Source organism: Caballeronia sp. ATUFL_F2_KS9A (assembly GCF_023630765.1).
GTDB classification, from domain to species: Bacteria; Pseudomonadota; Gammaproteobacteria; order Burkholderiales; family Burkholderiaceae; genus Caballeronia; species Caballeronia zhejiangensis.
In genome coordinates this window covers 72,147-95,191 of sequence record NZ_JALQEK010000053.1, presented here as the reverse complement: position 1 = coordinate 95,191, position 23,045 = coordinate 72,147, and the positions used below count along the sequence as shown (strand labels likewise).

Genomic DNA, 23,045 nt, shown 5'->3' with positions numbered 1-23,045 from the left:
GACGCGCCATGACCAGCGTTGGAATCCATCCTCCGAAGACGCCTGTCACCAAGGGCAGTTCCGGCACCGCTCGGGCCACGCTCCCGAACATGTGCAAGATGCCGGGGCCGCCCGCTCCGTTCGTTCCGGCTGCGTTGCCCAATACCGCCAAATCGGGCGATTCGCCGGACGGCTATTCGACGAGCGTCAAGATCGAGGGCGACGAGGTGGCTATCCGGGGCGCGATGTTCAACAGCTTCGGCGACATGGCGAGCAAGGGCACGGGCGGCGGTCTGCTTTCGAGCAACACGCACGGGCCGGCCAGATTCATCACGCCGGGTTCGATGACGGTGAAAATCGAGGGCAAGAGCGTTCATCTTCTCGCCGAGCCGATGCTCAACAACTGCGGCCCGAACGGTTCTCCGCCCAATACCGGCGCGACGATGACAGGCGTGAAGCAGAAAAGATCGAAACGTCCGCCGGCGACTCAGGTCGGACCGGATTGCGGGAAAAAGAAGAAAAAGAAAAAGCGCAAATGGGACGATTGCATGTGCGGTCAGGTCTGCGAGATGGTCAAGGCCTACAACCAGTCGAAGAGCAAGAAGGCGAGGCTGAGCGATAGTCCCAGCAATCCCGGTTCCGACCACTACGATGCGTATCAGGCGAGCCTCAAGCAATTCGCGAAGGACTTCGCCGACGCAGTGACCGCGGCCGCCGGCAATCCCGATCATCCGGCCATCAAGCGCATGTTTTACAGTCCGAAGAACGTGAAGCCGCCGGACTGTCAGCACGAAAAATGGAAGCAGGCGGGAGGATTGGCGGACCCCGCTCGCAGCGGCCGGGGCGCAATGAATCCGGATCACATGCACCCGGCTTCTCTTAGCGGGCCACTCACCAGCGCCAATATGCGATGGGCCGACGCCCGCGTGAATTACACGGTCGGCGGCAGCATGAACCGGCTCAAACCCGCCCCCAAGCGCATGAAAGCGCATCCCTCTTGTAACTGTGATTAAGGAGGTCGCGTGAACACCCAACAGATGCAAGACCTGCTGCAGAAGCTGAGTGATACCAAGTTCAAGCTCAACGGCTACTTCAGCGACGATCCCGTGCGGCCTCAACTGCGCCCGCCGGCGAGCGGAGGCGACCTCGCGGCGCTCGATGCCTTTTTGCAAGCGCGCAACCTCGTCATGCCGGCGAGTTATCGATTGTTTCTGTCCACGAGCAATGGCGTATCCAGCTTGATGAATGATGAACTGTCACTGCTTTCGGCGCTCGAGGTCGCGCGCGACGACCACGGTCTCCTTCCGGAAATGGTCGACGAGTACCCGGCGTGCAGCCAGTTCGTCATCGGTGCGGGGAACACGCCGGAGTGCGTTTCGTTCGACGTGGACACTTCGCCCTCTAAGCATGGCTACGAGGTTGTGTGGATTTCCAGCATCGGGGAGCAATGGCGTCACGATAACTTCGAGGCTTTCCTGAAGGGCTATCTTTCAGTGCTGGAGCGTCGTGTTGCCGCTCAGCAGAAAGACCGGAAAAACCTCAAACCCTGACCAGGAAGTCCGACGCGATGGCAAACCCCATCCTCGAATTCACGGATGATCCTTCGTCGCCCATGCCGCTGGTCGAATTGAAACAGCATCTCGTGTTCTATGTGCCCGATCCGCCCGGTCCGGTCACGGCGAGACGCGTGTATGACGCGTACCTTCGCGCGGTCGGCGAAGTCTTCAGGAACTACAGGTCGACCGTTTCGTGGGCGAGGCTCGAAGCGTGGGATGCGGCGGCGCGCATTCGCTTCGAAACCGTCTTGCTTCCCGAACTGCGCAAGACGGTGCATTGGGGCTATGGGTTTTCGGACGCAAAGCCCGTCGATTCGCGGGTCTTCATGTTTCACGGCTTTCGGCCTTTTACGGAACCCGAAATGGCGAGCTTCTTTCGCTTCGAATTCGATTGGCAAGTCGATGCCGCATTCCTCCGTTCACTCGCACTCGACATGATGTCGATGTTTCCGGTTTGCTCGGGCTATGGCGGTTATCTGCTGCAGGGACGTCCGTCTTCGAAATACGAAGAAGTTTCGTTCGAGCGCATCTATGCTTTGGCGCGCCGATACTGGGGCTGCGATGTGGAGGAGATCGAACTGAGCGCCAGGGAACTCAAGCGAGGCTACAAGTGCCTGAGCTGGCTGACGGTCATCGGCGAACCTTTTCGAACGCAATTTCAGAAGGAATTAGCGCAGGCGAAGCTTGCTGCTTTCGATTTCGTCGATGGGCCTTTCGCGACGCTTTTGCAGGTGTCGGACAGCCCGACGCTCGGCGACCGCAACGTTCAAGCGGATCTGAAACCGTATTTCGATGTCGCACATGCGTTGTTGCCGATGCAGATCAAAAGCCACGAACCGTTCTGGAGCACTCGATGGGAAGGCGGCCAGACCATGGCGTGGCTACAGCGCTTCACACATGGATGGCCGACCTGAGTTCATCCACTCACGCCGCCAGCGAACCGCACTCGGCCTTGCTGCTCGCAGCCTTCTTCGTCCGCCCCGCGCGTGACGGCGGCTGACACGCGCCGCACACGAAATGCGCCTGAAGATCGTGCCTGTGCGCGACGAACTTGCCCTTGCAGCGGCAGCATGGCGTCTGCTGCAGCATGTCCGCTTCGAAGAAGCGCACCAGTGTCCATGCACGCGTCAGGCTCAGGACGACTTCGAGCCGGTTCTGCCCGCAGTGCTCGACATACAGTCGATAAGCCTTGGTCAACGCATCGAGACGCGAACAGCGTGTCTGCTCCTTGAGAAACAGATAGATGTTGTAGAAGAGCGATGAATGGATGTTGGGCATCCACGTCATGTACCAGTCCGCCGAGAACGGCAGCATGCCCTTGGGCGGCGGCATGCCCTTCAATTCCCGATACAGACGGATCATGCGGTCGCGCGATAACGTCAACTCGGTTTCGAGCAACTGCATGCGAGCGCCCAGTTCGATGAGAGCAATCGCGCGATAGACTTCCTGCGCGTCGTCGCTGACGCTTTTGCGAAGCGTGGTTTCCATGCTCATGCGAACTGTTCCGCCGGCTGTCCGGCCAGCAGAATGGCGGCGTGAGTGGCGCCGACGTCGACGTGCGTGGCCGGTTGCGTCAATGCGGACAGCAACGAATGATCGTTGAAGCGAAACGCGCACAACAACTGGTTCGAACTGCAAAGCTTGATTGTTTGCGCGGGCGTGAGACTGGCCAGAATCATGGCGATTTCCGGCGAAAGCCCGAGCCGGAACATGGCGACGGACTTGTCCTCGAGCAACATGCGTTGTGCAAGGATCACGTACGACAGATTGATCTCGCGGATCGAGTCAAGCGATTCACTGCTATTCATGGTTTCCCGCTCTTCGGAAAAACCCCGTGGTTCATGCCGGCATTCTTGCCGTGCAATTTTCTTGTGCCTCGTTTGCGACTCGATCGACGTTCGCGATCATCTTGATACAAACGTTACATTTAGTCACAACTTCGGCGTAAGGTTAGGGTTCACCGAAAGGAAAAGCAAGCGCGCGAATTTCGCGGTTCCTTTCCTAATCTATCAATGCGGACGGCGTGGCGATCGGGAGCCCGAGCACGTCGTCGGGGGCGACCGGCCGGCTCAGCAGGAAGCCCTGCACGAAGTCACATTGCGCATGCCTGAGCAATTCCAGTTGCGCTGTTTCCTCGACGCCTTCAGCCGTCACGCTCAGGCCCAGCGTGTGACACATCTGGATGATGCCGCACACGATGCTGCGCGTTGCCTGATCCGATTCCATCCGCGTGATGAAGGAGCGGTCGATCTTCACGCAGTCCGGTGCGAAATCAGCCAGATAGCGCAGACTCGAATAGCCGGTGCCGAAGTCGTCGATGGCGATGCGCACGCCCAGCTTCTTCAACGCACCGAGCGTGCGCTGTGCAAGGCTCGGGTCGTCCATCAGCGCGCTCTCGGTGAGTTCGAGTTGCAGCGTCGAGGCGGGCAGGGCATGGCGGCGCAAGGCTTCGTCGACGACATCGACGATGGTCGCGTCGCGCAACTGTCGCGCCGACACGTTCACCGAAACGCCGAGCGCGCGCGCGCCGGCCTGCCGCCATAGCGCGAGCTGACGCAGGGCGTCGTCCATCACCCATGCGCCGACTTCGGCGATGAAGCCGCTCTCTTCGAGAATGGGAATGAAGACGCCCGGCGAGACGAGCCCGCGCTCCGGATGCCGCCAGCGAATGAGCGCTTCGACGCTGCGGACCTCGCGCGTGTGCGGCTCGTGGATCGCCTGGTAGTGAAGCTGAAACTCCTTCTTGGCGAGCGCCGCGGGCAGGTCGCGCTCGAGTTCGAAATCGACGATGCGTTCGCTCGAATCCTTGTCGGCGAAACGGTAGCCGTTGCGTCCGGCTTTCTTGGCCGCATACATCGCGATATCGGCGCTCGTCAGAAGCGTCTCGCGATTCGCCCCGTTTTCGGGAAAGACCGATATGCCGATCGACGCCGTGATCGTGCCGGCGCGGTGTGCCTGATCCGCCTGCACGAGCGCATCGAGCGTGGCGCGCGCGATCTCGGCGAGCGGGTCCTTGTGCTTCGCGCCGTCGATCAGCACGGCGAATTCGTCGCCGCCGAGACGTGCGAGAAATGCATCGGCCGGCAGCGCGGCCCGGATGACCCTGCTCAGCGATTTGAGCAGCCGGTCCGCCGCCGTGTGACCGAGCGTGTCGTTGAGCACCTTGAAACGGTCCAGGTCGATGAACATCAGCGCGAAGGGCGCCTGCTTGCGGCATCGCTCGTCGATCCTGCACATGAGCGCGGCGCGATTCGCGAGACCGGTCAGCGAATCCGTGAAGGCGAGGCGGTCGAGTTCGGCGAGGCGGTCCTGCTCCGCCGTGACATCCTCGCTGATGCCGACGATGCGCGCCACATTGCCCGCGCTGTCCAGAACGGGCGATCCGGTGCTTTGAATCCAGCGCACATTGCCGTCCAGACGGCGGATGCGGTATAGCGCCTTCTGGCTGACTTTCGATTCGGCGATCCGGCGCATCGCGGCCGTGAGTTGCGGCAGGTCTTCCTGCAGCACGAGCGCCATCCAGGCCTGGGGCGACTCGCGAAACGTTTGCGCATCCAGGCCGAAGACGGCCGCGCATCCCGCGCTGATGTGATGAAAGCCCGTGAAATCGGCGTTATAGGAATAGAAGCAAAGGCCGACGTGCGCCTCCATCTCCGACATCAGCGTCTCTCTGGCGCAGAGCGCGGCGGCGAGTTCCGCCTGCTGCGTCATGTCCTGCGAGGCGCAAATCACGCCTTCCACGCCGCCGTCGGCGTTCTCTATCGGAATGAGGCGCGAATGCCAGGTCTTGGGCGCGCCCGACGTGGTCGGGCAACTGCCTCGGAATGTCGCGCGTGCGCCGCTCATGGCGGCATGAAACGCATCGTGCGCGGCGGTCGCGTCTTCACCGGACCAGAAGCCGAGCCAGTTCGAACCGGCGAGTTGTTCGGGCGCGCTCGCTTCCATGAGTTCGGCGCCATATTCGGAAATGCGGACCATGCGGCCATCGGCGTCGAGCAGTTTCAGGCATTCGCGATTGGCGTCGAGAAGCGCTTTTGCGAGCGCGGTCGTGGCGTTCGCGCGCGCGGCGCTCCGGCGTGCACGACGCAAAAAGAACGCGAACGCGATCGCGCCCGAGACGACGCCCGCGCAGGAAGCCGCACCTTCGGACACGAACGACAGTGCGAAGTAGCAGAGCGCGCCGACGCCCAGGCCCGCGAGGCCGATCTGCGTGAGAACGGGCCAGGAGAGCGTCGCGCGGTCGCTTCGCGTGGACAGAAAGAAAGCGAGAAATTCCTGATTTCGCGCGGTCTTGTGCCCCTGTCGCGAGCGATCGCCGCTGGCGACGGTGCTGGACGATCCGGATTGGGGAGACTGGGACATTACGTTGATGACGCGGGCTCTCGATGAACGGGCAGCGGGCTCGGCGTTGCTTTTAGCGAAGATCACGCCTTGTTTACGTCAGCCGGATTCGGGAGCTTTAGGCGCCCGGAAGCCGGCGGGCGTCGGCCGACGCGCCGACGCGGTAATTTTGTCCAGCCGATGCCGCGTGCGCCGCGCCACGACGAACCGATGCAATCACTTGTGGCCGGCGGTGGATGCCGTGCCGAGCACGCGGTCGTCCAGACGATCGTCGACGATGCCCGCCGGTTCGACGTGCGCCGTGACGTCCGATGCCTGAAAGAGCCGCTGCACGGCTCTTTCCGCGTCATCGGCGATGGCGTGGCCCTGCGCGACGGTCAGCTCGCCGGCCACTTCGAGATGGAACTCGACGAATACGCGATCGCCGCCGTTTCGCGTGCGGATGTCGTGCACGCCTTGCACGCCTTCGACCGCCGTCACGGCCGCCGCAATGCGCGCGCGTTCGGGATCGTCCAGTTCGCGATCGAGCAGTTGCACGAGCGCAGCCACCGCCATGCCGCGCGCGTTCCACAGCATGTAGAGCGAGATGCACAGCGCGCCGATTGCGTCGGCGCGTGGCCAGTCGAGCAAGTGATCGAGCAGCAGGGCGACGAGCACGGCGATATTCACGGCGATATCGGTCGCATAGTGCGCGCGGTCGGCGGCGATGGCGGTCGATCCCGTGCGCTTCACGACCCACGTCTGCATCAGCACGAGTCCGATGGCCGCAAGCGTACTCACGACGATGACCGCGATCCCGAAGTCCGTCTGATTCAACGGTTCGGGATTCACGACGCGCTGCCCCGATTCGATGCCGAGTCCGACAGCCACGCCCGTGAGCAGCAGCGCCTGCACGAACGCCGCCACCGCTTCGGCCTTGCCGTGACCGTAGCGGTGCCCCTCGTCGACCGGGCGCAGGGCATAGCGCACACCCATGAACGTCACCGAAGACGCGACGACATCGACGAGGCCATCGGCTGCGGCGGTGAGCAGCGAAATCGATCCGGTCGCGAACCAGGCCCACACCTTCAACACGACGAGCACCAGCGCGAACACCAGCGCGACGATCGACGCCATGCGACGAAGCGCCTCGTCAGTGTTTCGTTGTGACATCGTTAGCTCCTTGCAGCTTTTCGCGCAGCATTATTCTGACGCGATTCTACGGACGATTCGCGAAGGCGTTGCCCTTCGCGCGCATCGCGTTCATATCGCGCAACGAAGAATGCGATTTTTTCCATCGGTGATCGTCTTTCATCTGCGGACGAGCACGTCCGCGTCACGGACTTTCGCATCATCAAGGAGATCATCATGAAACCGATTTTGATGGCGCTCGCGGCGGCGTCCGCGCTTGCGCTGCCGATTGCCGCGCTCGCGCAGACGGACGCGGCGCTCACGCGCGCCCAGGTGCGCGCCGAGCTCGAGCAACTGGAGCAGGCCGGCTACTACCCGGGCAGAGGCGAGGATCCCGGCTATCCGGCGGCGATCCAGGCAGCGGAGGCGCGCGTATCGAGCCGGAACGACGTGACTGGCTATGGCGGCGCGATGTCGGGCGCGTCGGCGACGGGCGCTCGCGCCGTCATGCGCCCGGCATCAGCGCAGGAGATGAAGCAGATCTATTTCGGCGGTCAATAAGCGCGTATCGCACGGCATCCGATGCCCGCCCGCCGCCCGCGAGGCATCGAAAACGCAACCCACGACGGCGGCGTTTCTCAGGAGTGTTCAGACATGGCAAACCATCCGCTCAATGGAAGCGAACGCGAGTGTTTAAAGGACGCGCAGCCCATCGGCAAGGCAGACCCGAACGAACGTCTGGAGGTCACCATGCTCGTGCGACGGCGCTCGCACGATGCGTTCGAGAAGCACATCAGCGCGCTGGCGGCGCAAGGCGCGTCGGCGAAGCATATCGATCACGACGAGTTCACGAAGCATTTCGGCGCGGACAGCGCGGACCTGGCGGCGGTCCATGCGTTCGCGCAAAAGCACGGACTGTCGGTCGTCGAGAGTCACGAGGCGCGGCGCGCGGTCGTGCTCTCCGGCACGGTCGCGCAGTTCGACGCGGCCTTCGGCGTGAGCCTGCAACAGTACGAACATGACGGTGGCACCTATCGCGGCCGCACGGGACCGATCCATCTGCCCGATGAACTGAACGGCGTCGTCGATGCCGTCATGGGTCTCGACAACCGTCCGCAGGCGCGGCCCAGCTTCCGGACCCGCGCGCAGGGCAACGTGCGCTGGACAGCGCGCGCAGCGGGCGCGTCGACGTTCACGCCCGTGCAACTCGCGTCGCTCTATGACTTCCCGCAAGGCGACGGCCAGAATCAATGCATCGGGATCATCGAGCTGGGCGGCGGCTACCGTCCCGCGGATCTCAAGACGTATTTCGCGTCGCTGAATATGAAGGCGCCGTCCGTGACCGCGGTTTCGGTCGATCACGGACGGAACCATCCGACCGGCGATCCGAACGGTCCCGATGGCGAAGTGATGCTCGATATCGAAGTCGCGGGCGCGGTCGCGCCGGGCGCGAAGATCGTCGTCTATTTCGCGCCCAACACCGACGCGGGTTTTATCGACGCCATCGGCACCGCGATTCATGACACGAAGAACAAGCCGTCGGTGATTTCGATCAGCTGGGGCGGTCCGGAATCGGCATGGACGCAGCAGGCGATGAACGCGTTCGATCAGGCGTTTCAGTCGGCGGCGGCGCTCGGCGTGACGATTTGCGCGGCATCCGGCGACAACGGTTCCGGCGACGGCGTGGGCGATGGCGCGGATCACGTCGATTTTCCTGCGTCCAGTCCGTATGCGCTGGGCTGCGGCGGCACGTCGCTGCAGGCGAGCGGCAACGGAATCGCTAGCGAGACCGTATGGAACGACGGCGCCAACGGCGGCGCGACCGGCGGCGGCGTGAGCTCGTTCTTCGCGCTGCCCGCGTGGCAGGAAGGGCTGCAGGTCACGCGCGCGGGCGGCGCACACAGTCCGCTCGCGATGCGCGGCGTGCCCGATGTCGCCGGCAATGCCGATCCCGTGACCGGCTACGAAGTGCGCGTCGACGGTCACGACATGGTGATCGGCGGAACGAGCGCGGTCGCGCCGCTATGGGCCGGACTGATCGCGCGCATCAACGCGATCAAGGGCGCGCCGGTGGGGTATATCAATCCGCATCTCTACAAGGACCCGCTGGCGCTCGTCGACATCACAAAGGGCAATAACGACGATTTCCACGCGACAGCCGGATGGGACGCCTGCACCGGCCTCGGACGGCCCGATGGCAAGAAGGTGAAGGATGCGGTGAGTTGAGGCTGAAATGCGTGCTCGCGCGAAACGGACGTTCCTGCGCGAGCGCGCATTGTCACGGCGAGACGTCTTCGATCAGATCCGCGCGCACCGCGCGAATCCTGCGATCGACGAAGTAGCCGCCGCCTTCCGTGTAGCGCAGATACAGCCGCCCGCAGGACGAGCATTCCCAGACGCCGCAGCGGTTATACGGAAAGAAGCGCGGCGCGATGGGCGCATCGGCGGACCAGTAGTTCGTCTTGCCTGGCAGATATTCGGCGAAGGTCGGCTCCGGATCGTGCTCCGGTAACAGCGTGCCGATCTCGCGGAACTGCGATTCGTCGAGCGACAGCGGCTGCGATTGCCAGCCGTCGAGCGGCGTTTTCGTGCACGCGCAGGGTTGCGGCGCGCGGGCTTGCGCGCGTCGCGCGAGGTCGATGAGCGCGGCGGCGTCGAGAAAGTCGGGCATGGCGGTCGATAGTCGATGAAGCGAACGCGCCATCATGCGTGCGTTCGCGGCGGTTCGGCAAGGCGTCAGCCGTTCATCATGCGGTCGCGTTGAACCGCGACCCACGCACGATCGAAACGGCCTTCCGCGATCGACTCGAGCGCCGCCGCTTCCTTCGCCGCCTGCTTGCGCGCGCCTTCGATCACCGCTTCGACGTCGGCGGGCGCGATGGCGAGCACGCCGTCTTCATCGCCGACGACGATATCACCCGGATTCACCACCATCCCGCCGACCGTTACCGGCACGTTGATCTCGCCCGGCCCGTTCTTGTACGGCCCACGATGCGTGACGCCGCGCGCGTACACGGGAAAGTCGCGCTGGCCGAGCGCGCCGACATCGCGGATCGCGCCGTCGATGACGAGACCCTGCACGCCGATGCTCTGCGCGAAGCTCGCCATGATGTCGCCCATGAGCGCCTGCGTGAGCTCGCCGGCGCCGTCGATGACGAGCACGTCGCCGGGGCGGCAGTAGTCGAACGCGCGATGGATCGCGAGATTGTCGCCGCCGCGCGTGCGTACCGTGACGGCCGTGCCGGCCATCGGCTTCGGACGATGATAGGGACGCAGTCCGGTCGTGCCGCTCACGCGGGCCATGTTGTCGCTCAGAAGCGATACCGCCAGCTCGCGCAACGCGGCGAGCGTCGCGGGGCTCGCCTGAGCCGCGGATTCGTGCTCACGCCATCCGGCCGGATTCATGCGGTCGCTCCTTCGTTCGATCGTTGCCGTTCCAGTTGCGCGGAAAGCCGTCCGTACACCGCGCGCGCGTTGTCCTCGAAAATGCGCTGGCGATCCGCGTCGCTGAGCCATTCGATCGCGTCGATATAACGGCGCGTGTCGTCGAAGTAATGACCCGTTTCGGGATCGATGCCCTGCACCGCGCCGATCGTCTCCGACGCGAACAGGATGTTCTTCGCCGGAATCACCTTTGCGAGCAGCTCGGCGCCCGGCTGATGGTAGACGCAGGTATCGAAGAACACGTTGTTCAGCAGATATTCGGTGAGCAGCGGCCGCTTCATGTCCTGCGCGAGTCCACGATATCGCCCCCAGTGATACGGCACCGCGCCGCCGCCGTGCGGAATGACGAACTTGAGCGTCGGGAAATCCGCGAACAGATCGCCTTGGAGCAATTGCATGAACGCCGATGTATCGCCGTTGATGTAATGCGCGCCGGTCGCATGGAAGTTCGGATTGCACGACGACGAAACGTGGATCATCGCGGGCACGTCGAGCTCGACCATCGCTTCGTAGAGCGGATACCACGAGCGGTCGGTGAGCGGCAGCCCGGACCAGTGCCCGCCCGAAGGATCGGGATTCAGATTGCAGCCGATGAAACCCAGCTCTTCCACGCAGCGGCGCAGTTCGGCGATGCAATTCTCGGGCGCCACGCCCGGCGCTTGCGGCAACTGACAGACGCCGACGAAATTACGCGGAAACAGGTCGACGACGCGATGCACGAGGTCGTTGCATGCTTCTGACCAGACCGCGTTGGCCTCCGCCGTCGCCAGATGATGGCCCATGCCGGCGGCGCGCGGCGAGAAGATCGTGAGATCGGTGCCGCGCTCGCGCTGGATGCGAAGCTGCCCGTTCTCGATGCTTTCGCGGATTTCATCGTCGGAGATGGCGGGGCGCGGCGGCGCCGATGCGCCGTCCTTCAGCGCGGCGATCTGCTGCGCGCGCCATGCTTCGTGCTGCGGCGGCGAGGTCGTGTAGTGACCGTGACAATCGATGATCATGCGTGGTTTTCCTGTCGTTGTGCGCCCGCTTCGTGCGAATCGGATGCGGGCAGCGAAGTGTCTTCGTCGTCGGCGGGCTTCACGCGCATGACGAGCGCGATGATCGTCGCGACGACGAGGAACGCCGCGATCGTCAGCAACGCGAGCTTGAAGTTGCCCGTCGCGTTGCGCACGAGCCCGATGCTCCACGGCCCGACGAGGCCGCCGAACTGCGCGATCGTGTTGATGAGCGCGATGGTCGCCGCGCCCGCCGCGCCGGTCCTGAACGACGAGGCGAGGCTCCAGAACAGCGGATTGCCTGCGTAGATGAAGAGGCCGGTCACGCACAGCAGCGCATAGGCGACGACCGGATTCGGCGCATACGCGCTGCCCGCGATCGCGAGTGCGCTCATGCCGTAGACGAACGCGAGGTGCTTCTTGCGGTCGCCCGTGCGGTCCGAACTGCGGCTGATGATGAACGTGCCGAGCACGCCGAGAAGCGGCGGCGCGGCGGAAAGAAAGCCGACTTCGATGTTGCTCAGATGACCGAGACTCTTGACGATCTGCGGCAGCCACAGAAAGAGCCCGTAGATGCCGACGAGCGCGCAGCCGAAGAGACACGCGAGGCTCCATACGCGGACATCGCCCGCCACGCGCAGCAGCGGGAAGTGCGCGTTGCCGCCGACCGCTTCGCGCTCTGCCGCGAGCGTCGTTTCGAGCCAGCGCTTTTCGTCGTCGGCGAGCCAGTCGGCGTCGGCGGGGCGCTCCGTCATGATGCGCAGCGTGAGCAGGCCGAGCAGCATCGCCGGAATGCCTTCGAGGATGAACATCCATTGCCATCCCTGCAGGCCGAGGATGCCGTTCGCGTAGGTCATCAGCGCGGTCGAGATCGGGCCGCCGAGCACGGCGGAAAACGATCCCGCGATGATGTAGCCGCCGACCGCGCGCGCCCGATAGCGCTCCGGGAACCACTTCGTCAGATAGACCGCGACGCCCGGCAGGAAACCCGCTTCCATGACGCCGAGCAGAAAGCGCAGCACGTAGAAGCTCTTGTCGTCGAACACGAACGCGGTGACGGCCGCGACCGCGCCCCACGTGAGCAGGATGCGCGCGATCCAGCGGCGCGCGCCCACGCGATGCAGCAGCAGATTGCTCGGCACCTCGAGCACCATGTAGCCGACGAAGAAGATGCTGCCTGCGAAGCCGAACACGGCGGGGCTGAAGCCGAGCGCCTTGTTCATGTCGAGCGCGGCAAAGCCGATGTTGATGCGATCGAGGTAGTTGAAGAACATCATCGCGAAGAGCAGGGGCATGAGCCGCCCGTATACCTTTCGCATCGTTGCTGCTTCGTTGAATGGGGCCATGCCGTCTCCACGTTCTTTTTCATCGGATCGCGAGGCTCTGCGGCCTCGCTTTACAAACGGCCTGCGCCGCTCGTCTGTCCGTTCGGCTGCGCGTAAGGCATGCCGGCCCAGGACATGAACATCGATGATAAGTAGCGCGCCGGCCCGCGTCCAAGACGCGTTCCTTATGCTTCTATAAGCGTTCTCTTATAGTGCGGCGCCGGTCAGCGGCGGAGGAAGGCACGCGAGAAAGGCACGCAGATGCGCCGAATCGTCGTCCGTGCGGAATGTGGCGGCGAGCGTGGACCAGCGCGACGCACCCGGGCCTGAGAGCTGACGGAACACGACGTCGGTGCGTCCATGCCGCGCCACCGATTCGCCGACGAAGGTCACGCCGAGCCCCGCCGCGACGAGCGCGATCGCCGTCTGGATTTCGTAAGCCTGATGAGCGATGAAAGGCGTGACGCCCGCATCGCGATACAAGGACTGCACGGTGCGCTTGAACTGCGCGTTCTGATGCTTCGGATACACGATGAGCGGCGTGTCTTCGAGTTCGGCGATACGCACCTTCTTCCTGCCCGCCAGCGGATGATCCGGCGACAGCACGGCCACCACATGTTCACGCAGCAGCGGATACGACGTGCAACCGGGGATGTCGAGCGGCTGACGTCCGATCCCGACATGAATGCGCAGGTCGCGCAGTGCATCGGTCTGTTCTTCGGTCAGCATCTCGAAGAGCTTGAGCTCGACTTCCGGATACGAGTGATGGAACGCCTTCAGCGCGGGCGGCAGGATGCTGTACATCGCGGATCGCGTGAACCCGATCGACAGCCAGCCGCGCCGCCCGATGCCGATTTCCTGCGCGCCCAGACTGGCTTGTTCCCACGAGCCGAGAATCTGACGCGCTTCGGTGCAGAGATAGTGGCCCGCCTCGGTGAGCCGCAGCGGGCGTCTCGCGCGATCGACGAGTTGCGTGCCGAGCCGCTCTTCCAGCAGCCGGATCTGCTGGCTCAACGCCGGTTGCGCGATATGCAGCCGCTCGGCCGCGCGGCTGAAGTTCAGTTCCTCCGCGAGAATGACGAAGCACTGTAAGGACCTGAAATTCATGTCGACCTTCTTGGATACGATGGCGAACGTTGCAAACGTATGAGTGCGCGCCGATGCAGGCGGTGTGCTGGATGACGTCGGGCGAAGCGATCACCGAATCTTGCCGAATGCGTGGCGATCGAGCAATCGCATCAGCGTCGCATAGGGTGGCAGCAAAGCAGAGCAGGTTCGCCGACATTTTCCCTTTTTCAAAACCAACCTGTTCATCGCCATTGACGCCGTACCGCTTCGCGCTTACTCGACCTTCGCTTTTCGCGGGTAGTGCGCGGCTATCTCGCGCGCTAGTTGAACAAAAGAGCCTAGCGCGGGGGGCGGACCGGGTTCCTTCCACGCGAGGTAGAGTTCGCTTTTCGCGTGCTGTTCGCGCAGAGGACGATAGACGACGTTGTCCATGTGCGTTCGTTGAACTGACGCCGGTACGAGCGTCACGCCAAACCCGGCGCTTACGAGGCCAAGCGAAGCGTAGATCTGCCCCATTTCAAAGCTCGTGGATGGGGAAAATCCGGCAAGCGCGCACAACTGGTTGATGGTGGCGTGATAGTCCGGCGCGACATCTTTCCGGTAATTGATGACGCGCAACTGCCTGCAGTCCTTGATGGAAATCCGCCGTTTTGCTGCGAGTGGGTTGTCCTTGGCGATAGCAACGTAAAACGGCTCCTGAAGCAACAAGACGCTGTTCAGTCGCGTATCAGGCGGCAAAGAGCGGACGAACGCCAGATCGATGTCCCCTCGGTCGAGCGCATTGATCTGTTCCGCGGAGGAAAACCATCGAAGCTCGACTGTCACCGCGGGATAACGCTGCTGAAATTCGCGCAAGAGCGGCGGCAGCAGCGTATACGCGATGTGCTCGAAGAACCCCACCGCCACCCGGCCGACTTCCCCTCGTGCCGCGCGTTGCGAATCCACGATCGCGGAGTTCGTTTCCATCAGGATTCGCTTGGCCCGTTCTTCGAAGACCTGGCCCGCCGACGAAAGAAACACTCGTTTGCCCCGTCGCTCAAAAAGCGCTACGCCGAGTTCTTCTTCCAGATCGCGTATCTGCCGGCTCAACGGCGGCTGCGCCATGTGCAGTTCATCCGCCGCTTTCGTGAAGTTGAGTGTGCGTGCCACCACCAGAAAGTAGCGTAGATGACGCAGTTCCATGTGGAACCTCTGAGGTATCGATACGCAACTTATTATATCTTTTACATTGGACGTGACCGGTCTTACGATCGTGACATTGCGCCGACAAGTCAGGAGAGCCCTCATGGAACTTACCGCGTCACAGTTGGAAGCATACGAGCGCGATGGATTCGTTGTTCTGCCGGAGCTTTTCTCAGAAGAAGAAATTGCGCATATGAAGAGCGAGTTGCGCCGAATCCAGAAGATTGACACCGACCATCTTGTCCGGGAAAAAACGGGCGGCATTGCAAAAACCATCTACAAGGTTCACGAGACAGAAAGTCCGACGGCATCGGCGGTTTTTCACGCCGCAGTGCGCTCTCCCAGATTGCTCGGGCCGGCACAACAACTGATCGACGATGACCAGCTCTACGTCTATCACACGAAGTGCAATTTGAAGACGGCAATCGACGGTTCCGTCTGGCAATGGCATCAAGACTTCGGCACCTGGCATATCGACGGCGTGAAAGAGCCGCGGATGACAACCGCCTTGGTCATGCTCGACCAGCCGACCGAAATGGGCGGATGTCTCTACTTCATCCCGGGGAGCCACAAACTGGGTTCGCTCGATCCGACGTTCGACGAGGCAACCGGTTATCGCTTCTACGTGGTACCGAAGCCGACCATGCTCGATATTTTGTCGAGCCATCCCAAGGCCGTGCCTATCATCGGCCGCCCGGGAACAGTCGTGTTTTTCGACGCGAACATTGTGCATGCTTCGGGTCATAACCTGTCCGGTGACGATCGATGGCAGGCCTATATCGTCTACAATCAGGTGAAGAACAAGCCTGAAGAAGTAGAGCAGCCGCGACCGGATTATGTGCGCTCGACCAATTTCGCTCCGCTCGAGGCCGGTTCAGACGAGATTCTCGACAGCGTTCGGATCGGTTGAACTTGCGCGGCGTCGCTTGCCTGGCGCAAGACGGTCACGCGGATGGCCAATGTTCGACGAGATAGTCGGCGAAGATCCGGATTTTCGGCGACGACAATTTCACGCGTTCAAACAGCACGTGGACCGGCGTTGCGGGCGGTGCGTACATCTCCAGGACGGGCCGCAAGCGACCCGACTGGACGTGCTCCGCGACCTGCCATGCGGGCGCGCGCACGATCCCGGCACCTTGAATCGACGCCAGTACCAGCGCGTCCAGGCTATTCATCCACAGACGGCCCGTTACGCTGACGCGCGTGCGCATCGCACGCGACTCGAAGCGCCAGTCAACGGCCCCAGGTGCGTCTGAAAAGACGAGGCAGTCGTGCTTGCGCAGATCGCCGGGAGTATGAGGCGTGCCGCGATGCGCGAGGTACGCGGGCGCTGCGCAGGTCACCATCTGAATGTCGCCGAGCTTGCGCGCGACGAGGCTCGAATCCGGCAGACGCCCGATGCGCACCGCGAGATGCAGACCCTCGTCGACCAGATTGACCGCACGATCGACGAGCAGGAGATCAACAGCCACGTCCGGATGAAGCTCGAGAAAGCGCGGCAAAAGTGGCGCGATCACCAGCCGGCCGAGCAGGTTCGGCGCGCTGAGCCGTAGGCGGCCAGAGAGCTTGCCACGCCCCGCCGACATCGCACTGCCGAGTTCATCCACTTCGCCAAGGATTGCCTTCGCGCGGTCGTACAGGATGCGACCTTCGTCGGTCATCGCGAGATGGCGTGTGGTGCGTCGAAGCAGTTGCGCGCCGAAATGCTCTTCCAGCGCCGAAATGTGCCTGCTGACCGAAGTTAGCGACATCGGAATCGCGCGCGCGGCGGCCGACAAACTACCGGCATCGACGACCCGCACGTAGACGTTCATTGCTTCGAGGCGGTCCATGATTCGGCTCTTCCGTATTCAGCAAGGGTGATTGCCGCACCAGAGGGATACTGGCGAAATCCGGAATAGTCTACATTCGTCGCAAACGGAATAGCAAAGGCGGGGCGCAGCCTGAGGAGCACAGAGATGAAACGGTCGGTGTATTGGCTGATGGCCGCGGCGGCGGGCATCGTGGTCGCGAACAACTACTACAACCAGCCCTTGCTCGCCGACTTCGCGCTCACGTTTCACACCACCGAGCGCGCAGCCGGTGCAGCATCGGTTGCGACGCAGACCGGCTATGCGCTCGGACTTCTGCTCTTCGTTCCGCTGGGCGACAAGCTCGATCGACGTTCGATACTGGGCACGCTGCTGTGCATCTCGAGCCTCGCACTCGCCGCAGTGGCAGTGTCACCGACACTCGACTGGCTCGTGGCCGCCAGTTTCCTGACCGGGCTTACCAGCGTCGCGCCGCAGTTGCTCACGCCCTTCGCGGCGCAAATTGCAGGACCCGAGCGACGCGGCGAAGCGGTCGGCATCGTGATGTTCGGATTGCTATCCGGCATCCTCATGTCGCGCACGGTATCCGGATCGATCGCCCAGCATTGCGGATGGCGGACCGTGTACTGGCTTGCATCCGCAGCGATGCTTGTCACGGCCGCCGTAGTGTCGCACAGGCTGCCTCGCTCGACGCCGACTTGGTCGGGCACGTACCGACGCCTGATGGGTTCGCTATGGACGCTGATCCGCGAAGAGGCGCTCTTGCGCCGGACGTCGGCGATCGCGGCCCTTCAATTCGCTGCGTTCAGCGCATTCTGGGTCACGCTGACGTTTCATTTGCGCAGCATGAATGCGCATTACGGCAGCGAGATCGCCGGTCTGTTCGGACTTGTGGGCGTGGTCGGAGCGCTGGCCTCGACGGGAGCGGGCAAGCTGATAGACAAGCGCAATCCGCGTCTTGTGGTTTTGGCGAGCTCCGCAATTTTCTTCATGGCGTTCGCAATCTTCGCGTGGGTGGGCTACGGTATCGCCGGTCTGATCGCCGGTGTGATCCTTCTCGATTTCGGGCTGCAAAGCGCACACGTCGCAAACATGGCACGCAGCATGAGCATCAGGAGCGATGCGATGAGCCGCATTAACACGCTGTATATGACGATTCGCTTCGCGGGCGGCGCGCTCGGTTCGTTGCTGGGCGTGTGGGCGTGGAGCGTATGGCAATGGCCGGGAGTGTGTGGTGTCGGCCTCATTCTCGCGTGCGGGTCTTTGGCGTTGCAGGCCGGACCGGGGGTGGCCGGTGCCGGCGTGCAGGAAAGATGTTTGCGCGATTGATTCGACATGTGCGGTGATCTGGTTGCGGAACACGTGCTTGACGAATGACGTTCTTGCCGCAATGCATCGGAAGGCTCAGTCTTCCGACGAACGCATCGACACGTCGCCGATGAGTACCCCTCTCAACCGTTCTCGTAACGCGAGAACGTTGTCCGCACCGTTCAACTGCTCGAACTCCCGTTGCGCTTCCTGCCAGAGAGGGGCTGCTCTTTCATGCAGGCGCCGTCCCTCCTTGGTGAGTTCGACAAGGCGGCTGCGGCCATCGGTGGGCGAGGGCTTGATCGTGACGAAACCGTCGCGCTCCAGGAAGCCCACCATCTTCCCCATCGCGGTTCGTTCGATATCGAGCCGTTCGGCAAGCGCGTTGACCGGGGTACTTCCCACTTCGCGCAGGGCGGCCAGGGTGAGGAATTGCGTGATGCGCAGACCCGAGGGCTCGAGATGGCTATCGTAGAGTCGGGAGATCTGCCTGCTCGCCTTCCTCACGGCGAAGCAGTTGCATTGATCGATGCCGAGCGGCTTATTTACTGGCAACATCCGTTGCACTCCTCATTCGGTTAATTGCGAGAAGCTTACGCGCGCGTCGTGCGAAAGTGCGGCGATAGCTATTCAAGGACCTGTTCACACGAAGGCGTCCCGATACTTCGCGACGAACTCCTGGACCGACAGCGGCGGCTTCCCGGTGATCTTCTCGACGGCGTCGTTGGTGCCCGAGAAAATGCCGTCGCGATAGTCCTGCGCGACTTCGACCAGATGCTGCGTGAGGAACGGCGGAAACTTGTAAAGGGTTTCCATCTTGATCCGAAACTCCTCGATGGAAGTCGGCGCGTATTCGATCCGGGCGCCGAGAACCTCGCTCATTTTGGCTGCGATCTCGACGTGATTCATCTCGACGGGGCCGTGGAGCGTGTAGGTCCTGCCCTCGTGGCCTTCGGGGTTGGCGAGGATGTGGGCGATCACGCGTCCCTGATCGTCGCTGGAGATAGGCGCGTGACGGCCGTTGCCGAACGGAAATTCGATCTTCTTCGTGGCCCAAATTTCCCGCGCGAAATGCGGATAGACGAGCCAATCGGCAAAGAACGTCGGGCGCAAATGCGTAGTCGCGACACCCGACCAATCGAAGACTCGCTCGGAGACCCAGTGATCCTGTGCTGCGTGGCTCATCGATTCCCGACGCGCGGAAATCTGCGACATGTTGACGATCGCCGTGACGCCCGCTTCCTTTGCTGCCTGCGCGAAATAGGCCGCGGCCCCGATGATTCCCGGCGCAATCGGATGAAGGAAATAGGCCGATCGGATGCCTTCCATCGCTGCCCGAATATCGTCGATGTCGGTAAAGTCCCCGACCGCGACATCGACGCCGCGCTGCCTCAGCGCTTCCGCTCGATCGTCATCGGTACGCACATATGCCCGCACGCGTTTGCCCATCTCGAGCAGTTCGTCAATAGCATTGCCTCCGGTCCGTCCGGTTGCACCGCTCACAAGAATCTCAGGCTTGTTCATCGCTTCGCTCCGTTTGAAAGTGAGAGCATATGCTCTCTTGAGATGAAGATTAGGTGCATATGCTCGTATAGTCAAGTTTTTTGTCGGCTCTTTCACGCAGAGCGGAGCGTCGGCGCAAATTCGGCCGACAGACATCCTTCAAACGAAAGCAGGGAGACGACGCGCTCTGCCGCTCGCCATGCGCCATGCGCCCCGTCGAATACAGCGCGGAGAGCGCTATCCCCGCCAGTTTCCGGTCATCCTCATTCGGATGCGACAGCAAGGCCGATGGCCGAGTCCCTGCGGAATGACGCGGGCGATTACCTTGTCATCTGGAAGCGCGTGAACGGACAGCGGAAGCAGTATCGCGACATATACGAGGCCGGCCGCGTGTTGCCGGTGCTAACAGCGGTACATGCGCGGCGGCGGGAATGGGCGATCGTGATGATATGCATCGGTGCCTTCCACGGCACCACGCGCTACTACTGCGGCATCGGCCGGTCTACTGCGGCATCCCAGATCCCCATCGCGTCGTTCACGGCCTTCTCGATGACGGCATGCCGGACTGAATCGCGGGCGAGCACGGACAACCCCTGAAAAAAGCAGTCGAGCGCGATGGATAGCGACGCCGGATCCGTGCTGCTGCGCAGCTCCCCACTCTTGATGCCCCGTGCCACGCAGGCGCGGAAGCCAGCGCGCGTGCGATTGCGCACCTCACGAAGCAACTGAGTGACGGCTTCGCTGCCGGTGGAACTGGCCCCCACAACGCCTAGCGCGACCATACAGCCTTTCGGGTGGCCGCTCTCGGTCTGCATCCTTGCCGACCGAAGCATCGCCAGAAACACGCCCTCCCGTGGCGGAAGCGACGTGTCATGGAGACTGCGCGTCACCTTGCCGTAAATCTCCATGTATCGTTCCAGCGCCTCCTTGTACAGCGCCTCTTTGGACTCGAAGGCCGCATAGAAGCTGGGCGCGGAGATGCCCCCGCCGATCGCGGCCTTCAACTGCGACAAAGACGTCGATTCATAGCCATGTTCCCAGAACAGATGCATCGCCGAAATGATTGCCGCATCGCGGTCGAACGTGCGTGGCCGACCCCGCTGAACCATGAACATCTCCTTCAGTCGAAATATACATACTAGTCGATACATAATTTCGTTGCAAGTCGCGAGCTGGCACCTCTGGTGCATGTCAGCGGGCCGTTCAAGAAAGCGGTTGACACAGCCTTCCGTATTCTTTTAAATATGTACCATTCGGTATGTAAAGCCGGAGCCGCGCGGGGTCATCACACGAATCCCGCGTTTTTTTAGCTATTTGTGTACCATTCGGTATGGAATAAGCCAATGTCCAAAGAACTCGAAGCACGTCTTGACGCCATCGAAAGCCGCTTCGCCATCGAGGCGCTGATCGCCAACTACGCCGAGGCGTTCGACACCATGAATATCGAGCTGCTGGCCACGCTCTGGCATCCCGATTCGCGACTGCACCTGGGCGCGAACGGCAACTCCGATGGCCTGGAGGCGATCCTGGCGCAAGCGCGCATCAACATGAAGCGCATGCCCCACATGCATCATTGGATGGCGAACGCGCTAATCACGGTGGACGGAGACAACGGCCACGGCCTTGTAGCGGCGGACTGTCTTTTCTACGACGTCGATCAGGGCACGCTACAGGTGAGCGGCCAATACCGCGACATCTATCAGCGACGCGAAGGCCGCTGGGCATTCGTGGAGCGCACCTTCACCATGCACTACGCGACGCCGCTCCAGAACTGGCACCCCATCGCGGGAACGGAGCGCTTCGGCCGTCCGGCTTGATGCGGCCCGCGGCCGCCGGGACTTATGCATATGACAACCTCTTCCACACGTCGATGGTCGGCGTTCGCGGTGTTGCTGGTGGGCGCATTTCTGCCGCCGCTGGATTTCTTCATCGTGAACGTCGCCCTGCCGTCCATCCAAAGCACGCTCCACACGAGCGCTGCGGAGCTGCAACTCGTCATTTCCGGATATGCCGCGGCCTACGCGGTTTTCCTTATCACAGGCGGACGGCTAGGCGATCTATTCGGACGACGAAGTATCTATCTGATCGGCGTCACGGGCTTCGGACTGACATCGGTGATCTGCGGGCTCGCATCGTCGCCCGCCATACTGATCCTCGGGCGAGTGCTGCAGGGTCTGAGCGCCGCCGCCATGGCGCCGCAAGGACTGGCCTCCATTCACGCCCTGTTTCCAGAGAAAGAGCGTGCGCGCGCCTTGGGCCTATACGGCGCGGCGGTGGGTCTGGCCGCCGTAGCCGCGCAGGCGCTCGGGGGCGCGTTGATCTCTGCGGACGTCTTTCACCTTGAGTGGCGCGTCGTCTTTCTCATCAACTTGCCCGTCGTCGCCGCTGTTCTGATCTTCGGGCTGCCGTTGCTACCCGACGTCCGCGGTGACAGCCCGGCACCTGTAGACCGAATCGGCGTGCTGCTCTGCGCACTCACGCTGGGCTTGCTCATCGTGCCTCTGGTCGAAGGGCGGGAACTGGATTGGCCGTGGTGGGCCTGCGCAATGCTGATCGCATCCCCCGTCGCCGGGGTGGGCTTCTGCCGATATGAGATGGCCTACGCCCGCCGAGGCGGTGTGCCTCTAATCAGCGTGGAGTTGATCCGCAGGCCCGGCCTGATGAGCGGGCTTACGGGCGTCCTCTTCTTCTACGTCGTCTCTGCATTCTTCCTGACGTTCTCCGTCTACCTCCAGGCGGCGCTTGGGATGAGCCCATTCGAGACAGGGCTGGTCTTCCTGCCGTTCGGGGTCGGCGCCTTCATCGGGCCGCTGACGACCCCGCTGGCCATTCGCCTCTTCGGCGACCGCGTCCCCGCCATCGGCATGATGCTGGAGGCCGCCGGCTGCATACTCCTCGCCGCCCTCGTGGCCGGCGCGCCCGGACAGATGCCGGCTCAGTTTCCGCTGATAGGAGCAGTAGCGCTCTTGGGATTCGGTCAGGGCTGGGCGCTGCCGACGCTGGTGCGCTCGGTTATCAATCGCGCACCGGCGACCGGTTCCGGGATGATCGCGGGCATCACGAATTCGGCGTTGCAAATCAGCGCAGCACTGGGTGTCGCGGTCATCGGCGGTGTTTTCTTCAGTGTCGCGGGGACTTCGCCGGATTCGGTGACCTTGGCCAGGGCACTGGTCATCGCCATGATGTGCGTCGGCGGCAGTCTGACCGTTTCGGCCGTCCTGTCTATCGTCGCTTCGAGATCGAGCATTCATGCCGCTGCGAGGGCGGCGCCTCGTTGAGTCCGGCGCGCCATCACTCACGGCATTGCAGGGCCGTGGACATGTCGATGGCGACCCCGTGCCATTTCGGCCAGCACCATCGTCGGTTCGAGCGCCAATGCGCCAGGACCGGCGCTCGGGCACCTTCAAGCGGGACCTGTCCGCC

At 62.7% G+C, this 23,045-nt stretch carries 23 protein-coding genes; 9 read left to right on the top strand and 14 right to left on the bottom strand.

Annotated elements, in window-relative coordinates:
* The first annotated feature begins 8 nt into the window (after positions 1-8).
* Genes NCS67_RS30070 through NCS67_RS30060 form a run of 3 tightly spaced genes read left to right on the top strand, consistent with a single transcriptional unit; the run spans position 9 to position 2,449 of the window.
* Complete coding sequence (locus tag NCS67_RS30070) at positions 9-992, top strand: PAAR-like domain-containing protein (RefSeq protein WP_051078947.1); 984 nt, start codon at positions 9-11, stop codon at positions 990-992.
* 9 nt (positions 993-1,001) lie between these two features.
* On the top strand, positions 1,002-1,529 hold the full coding sequence (locus NCS67_RS30065; RefSeq protein WP_144403556.1) for an SMI1/KNR4 family protein: 528 nt from the start codon (positions 1,002-1,004) through the stop codon (positions 1,527-1,529).
* A 17-nt stretch (positions 1,530-1,546) separates the two neighbouring features.
* Entirely contained in the window at positions 1,547-2,449 is a 903-nt protein-coding gene (locus NCS67_RS30060) for a type VI immunity family protein (RefSeq protein WP_250437748.1), read from the top strand.
* 10 nt (positions 2,450-2,459) lie between these two features.
* On the opposite strand, the gene flhC is transcribed toward NCS67_RS30060, so the two are convergent.
* The 4 genes from flhC to NCS67_RS30040 all read right to left on the bottom strand — a co-directional run bounded on the left by flhC (position 2,460) and on the right by NCS67_RS30040 (position 7,028).
* Complete coding sequence (gene flhC, locus NCS67_RS30055; RefSeq protein ID WP_008345386.1) at positions 2,460-3,029, bottom strand: flagellar transcriptional regulator FlhC; 570 nt, start codon at positions 3,027-3,029, stop codon at positions 2,460-2,462.
* Positions 3,026-3,343, bottom strand: coding sequence for a flagellar transcriptional regulator FlhD (flhD, locus tag NCS67_RS30050; protein ID WP_250437747.1), 318 nt, complete (start codon positions 3,341-3,343; stop codon positions 3,026-3,028). The genes flhC and flhD overlap by 4 nt, the downstream gene beginning before the upstream one ends.
* Before the next feature lie 193 nt (positions 3,344-3,536).
* Positions 3,537-5,897, bottom strand: coding sequence for a putative bifunctional diguanylate cyclase/phosphodiesterase (locus NCS67_RS30045; RefSeq protein ID WP_250437746.1), 2,361 nt, complete (start codon positions 5,895-5,897; stop codon positions 3,537-3,539).
* A gap of 195 nt (positions 5,898-6,092) precedes the next feature.
* Positions 6,093-7,028 carry a cation diffusion facilitator family transporter gene (locus tag NCS67_RS30040; RefSeq protein ID WP_033535665.1) on the bottom strand — a complete coding sequence of 312 codons (936 nt, stop codon included), beginning with the start codon at positions 7,026-7,028 and terminating at the stop codon, positions 6,093-6,095.
* Between the two features lie 195 nt (positions 7,029-7,223).
* On the opposite strand from NCS67_RS30040, the gene NCS67_RS30035 reads away from it, so the two are divergent.
* Positions 7,224-7,547 (top strand): DUF4148 domain-containing protein, encoded by a 324-nt coding sequence (locus NCS67_RS30035; RefSeq protein WP_250437745.1) that lies wholly within the window; start codon positions 7,224-7,226, stop codon positions 7,545-7,547.
* Between the two features lie 93 nt (positions 7,548-7,640).
* Entirely contained in the window at positions 7,641-9,212 is a 1,572-nt protein-coding gene (locus NCS67_RS30030) for a S53 family peptidase (protein ID WP_250437744.1), read from the top strand.
* Positions 9,213-9,264: 52 nt separating this feature from the next.
* Here the strand turns inward: NCS67_RS30030 and NCS67_RS30025 are convergent, their stop codons facing one another.
* The 6 genes from NCS67_RS30025 to NCS67_RS30000 all read right to left on the bottom strand — a co-directional run bounded on the left by NCS67_RS30025 (position 9,265) and on the right by NCS67_RS30000 (position 15,000).
* A complete protein-coding gene (locus NCS67_RS30025; protein WP_033535664.1) occupies positions 9,265-9,657 on the bottom strand; it encodes a hypothetical protein in 393 nt (130 codons plus the stop codon).
* Between the two features lie 65 nt (positions 9,658-9,722).
* A complete protein-coding gene (locus tag NCS67_RS30020) occupies positions 9,723-10,391 on the bottom strand; it encodes an RraA family protein (protein ID WP_250437743.1) in 669 nt (222 codons plus the stop codon).
* Positions 10,388-11,428 (bottom strand): amidohydrolase family protein, encoded by a 1,041-nt coding sequence (locus NCS67_RS30015; RefSeq protein WP_008345396.1) that lies wholly within the window; start codon positions 11,426-11,428, stop codon positions 10,388-10,390. Before NCS67_RS30015 ends, NCS67_RS30020 begins: the two co-directional genes overlap by 4 nt.
* The gene (locus tag NCS67_RS30010; protein ID WP_033535663.1) at positions 11,425-12,771 is read right to left on the bottom strand and encodes an MFS transporter; all 1,347 of its coding nucleotides are present in this window, start codon (positions 12,769-12,771) and stop codon (positions 11,425-11,427) included. Before NCS67_RS30010 ends, NCS67_RS30015 begins: the two co-directional genes overlap by 4 nt.
* A gap of 186 nt (positions 12,772-12,957) precedes the next feature.
* Positions 12,958-13,857 (bottom strand): LysR family transcriptional regulator, encoded by a 900-nt coding sequence (locus NCS67_RS30005; RefSeq protein ID WP_175982437.1) that lies wholly within the window; start codon positions 13,855-13,857, stop codon positions 12,958-12,960.
* A 234-nt stretch (positions 13,858-14,091) separates the two neighbouring features.
* Positions 14,092-15,000, bottom strand: a complete 909-nt coding sequence (locus NCS67_RS30000) for a LysR family transcriptional regulator (RefSeq protein ID WP_008345399.1) — start codon at positions 14,998-15,000, stop codon at positions 14,092-14,094.
* 103 nt (positions 15,001-15,103) lie between these two features.
* Between NCS67_RS30000 and NCS67_RS29995 the strand changes: the two genes are divergently transcribed.
* A complete protein-coding gene (locus NCS67_RS29995) occupies positions 15,104-15,910 on the top strand; it encodes a phytanoyl-CoA dioxygenase family protein (protein ID WP_008345400.1) in 807 nt (268 codons plus the stop codon).
* 34 nt (positions 15,911-15,944) lie between these two features.
* On the opposite strand, the gene NCS67_RS29990 is transcribed toward NCS67_RS29995, so the two are convergent.
* Positions 15,945-16,814 carry a LysR family transcriptional regulator gene (locus NCS67_RS29990; RefSeq protein ID WP_284504204.1) on the bottom strand — a complete coding sequence of 290 codons (870 nt, stop codon included), beginning with the start codon at positions 16,812-16,814 and terminating at the stop codon, positions 15,945-15,947.
* A 144-nt stretch (positions 16,815-16,958) separates the two neighbouring features.
* Between NCS67_RS29990 and NCS67_RS29985 the strand changes: the two genes are divergently transcribed.
* Positions 16,959-18,140, top strand: a complete 1,182-nt coding sequence (locus tag NCS67_RS29985; protein ID WP_250437741.1) for an MFS transporter — start codon at positions 16,959-16,961, stop codon at positions 18,138-18,140.
* 75 nt (positions 18,141-18,215) lie between these two features.
* On the opposite strand, the gene NCS67_RS29980 is transcribed toward NCS67_RS29985, so the two are convergent.
* From NCS67_RS29980 to NCS67_RS29970, 3 genes are all read right to left on the bottom strand, one after another.
* The gene (locus NCS67_RS29980; RefSeq protein WP_008345403.1) at positions 18,216-18,677 is read right to left on the bottom strand and encodes a MarR family winged helix-turn-helix transcriptional regulator; all 462 of its coding nucleotides are present in this window, start codon (positions 18,675-18,677) and stop codon (positions 18,216-18,218) included.
* A gap of 84 nt (positions 18,678-18,761) precedes the next feature.
* Positions 18,762-19,643, bottom strand: coding sequence for an NmrA family NAD(P)-binding protein (locus tag NCS67_RS29975; protein ID WP_250437792.1), 882 nt, complete (start codon positions 19,641-19,643; stop codon positions 18,762-18,764).
* Positions 19,644-20,104: 461 nt separating this feature from the next.
* The gene (locus NCS67_RS29970; protein WP_250437740.1) at positions 20,105-20,731 is read right to left on the bottom strand and encodes a TetR/AcrR family transcriptional regulator; all 627 of its coding nucleotides are present in this window, start codon (positions 20,729-20,731) and stop codon (positions 20,105-20,107) included.
* A 234-nt stretch (positions 20,732-20,965) separates the two neighbouring features.
* Between NCS67_RS29970 and NCS67_RS29965 the strand changes: the two genes are divergently transcribed.
* Both NCS67_RS29965 and NCS67_RS29960 read left to right on the top strand, forming a co-directional pair.
* Positions 20,966-21,439 (top strand): nuclear transport factor 2 family protein, encoded by a 474-nt coding sequence (locus NCS67_RS29965; protein WP_250437739.1) that lies wholly within the window; start codon positions 20,966-20,968, stop codon positions 21,437-21,439.
* A 24-nt stretch (positions 21,440-21,463) separates the two neighbouring features.
* Positions 21,464-22,900, top strand: a complete 1,437-nt coding sequence (locus NCS67_RS29960; RefSeq protein ID WP_502801886.1) for an MFS transporter — start codon at positions 21,464-21,466, stop codon at positions 22,898-22,900.
* Positions 22,901-23,045 lie beyond the last annotated feature (145 nt).

Excerpts from the sequence above, each read along its gene's own strand:
- NCS67_RS30070 (WP_051078947.1), top strand. The coding sequence starts at position 9 with ATGACCAGCGTTGGAATCCATCCTCCGAAGACGCCTGTCACCAAGGGC.
- NCS67_RS30060 (WP_250437748.1), top strand. The coding sequence starts at position 1,547 with ATGGCAAACCCCATCCTCGAATTCACGGATGATCCTTCGTCGCCCATG.
- flhC (WP_008345386.1), bottom strand. The coding sequence starts at position 3,029 with ATGAGCATGGAAACCACGCTTCGCAAAAGCGTCAGCGACGACGCGCAG.
- flhD (WP_250437747.1), bottom strand. The coding sequence starts at position 3,343 with ATGAATAGCAGTGAATCGCTTGACTCGATCCGCGAGATCAATCTGTCG.
- NCS67_RS30045 (WP_250437746.1), bottom strand. The coding sequence starts at position 5,897 with ATGTCCCAGTCTCCCCAATCCGGATCGTCCAGCACCGTCGCCAGCGGC.
- NCS67_RS30040 (WP_033535665.1), bottom strand. The coding sequence starts at position 7,028 with ATGTCACAACGAAACACTGACGAGGCGCTTCGTCGCATGGCGTCGATC.
- NCS67_RS30035 (WP_250437745.1), top strand. The coding sequence starts at position 7,224 with ATGAAACCGATTTTGATGGCGCTCGCGGCGGCGTCCGCGCTTGCGCTG.
- NCS67_RS30030 (WP_250437744.1), top strand. The coding sequence starts at position 7,641 with ATGGCAAACCATCCGCTCAATGGAAGCGAACGCGAGTGTTTAAAGGAC.
- NCS67_RS30025 (WP_033535664.1), bottom strand. The coding sequence starts at position 9,657 with ATGCCCGACTTTCTCGACGCCGCCGCGCTCATCGACCTCGCGCGACGC.
- NCS67_RS30020 (WP_250437743.1), bottom strand. The coding sequence starts at position 10,391 with ATGAATCCGGCCGGATGGCGTGAGCACGAATCCGCGGCTCAGGCGAGC.
- NCS67_RS30015 (WP_008345396.1), bottom strand. The coding sequence starts at position 11,428 with ATGATCATCGATTGTCACGGTCACTACACGACCTCGCCGCCGCAGCAC.
- NCS67_RS30010 (WP_033535663.1), bottom strand. The coding sequence starts at position 12,771 with ATGGCCCCATTCAACGAAGCAGCAACGATGCGAAAGGTATACGGGCGG.
- NCS67_RS30005 (WP_175982437.1), bottom strand. The coding sequence starts at position 13,857 with ATGAATTTCAGGTCCTTACAGTGCTTCGTCATTCTCGCGGAGGAACTG.
- NCS67_RS30000 (WP_008345399.1), bottom strand. The coding sequence starts at position 15,000 with ATGGAACTGCGTCATCTACGCTACTTTCTGGTGGTGGCACGCACACTC.
- NCS67_RS29995 (WP_008345400.1), top strand. The coding sequence starts at position 15,104 with ATGGAACTTACCGCGTCACAGTTGGAAGCATACGAGCGCGATGGATTC.
- NCS67_RS29990 (WP_284504204.1), bottom strand. The coding sequence starts at position 16,814 with ATGAACGTCTACGTGCGGGTCGTCGATGCCGGTAGTTTGTCGGCCGCC.
- NCS67_RS29985 (WP_250437741.1), top strand. The coding sequence starts at position 16,959 with ATGAAACGGTCGGTGTATTGGCTGATGGCCGCGGCGGCGGGCATCGTG.
- NCS67_RS29980 (WP_008345403.1), bottom strand. The coding sequence starts at position 18,677 with ATGTTGCCAGTAAATAAGCCGCTCGGCATCGATCAATGCAACTGCTTC.
- NCS67_RS29975 (WP_250437792.1), bottom strand. The coding sequence starts at position 19,643 with ATGAACAAGCCTGAGATTCTTGTGAGCGGTGCAACCGGACGGACCGGA.
- NCS67_RS29970 (WP_250437740.1), bottom strand. The coding sequence starts at position 20,731 with ATGGTTCAGCGGGGTCGGCCACGCACGTTCGACCGCGATGCGGCAATC.
- NCS67_RS29965 (WP_250437739.1), top strand. The coding sequence starts at position 20,966 with ATGTCCAAAGAACTCGAAGCACGTCTTGACGCCATCGAAAGCCGCTTC.
- NCS67_RS29960 (WP_502801886.1), top strand. The coding sequence starts at position 21,464 with ATGCATATGACAACCTCTTCCACACGTCGATGGTCGGCGTTCGCGGTG.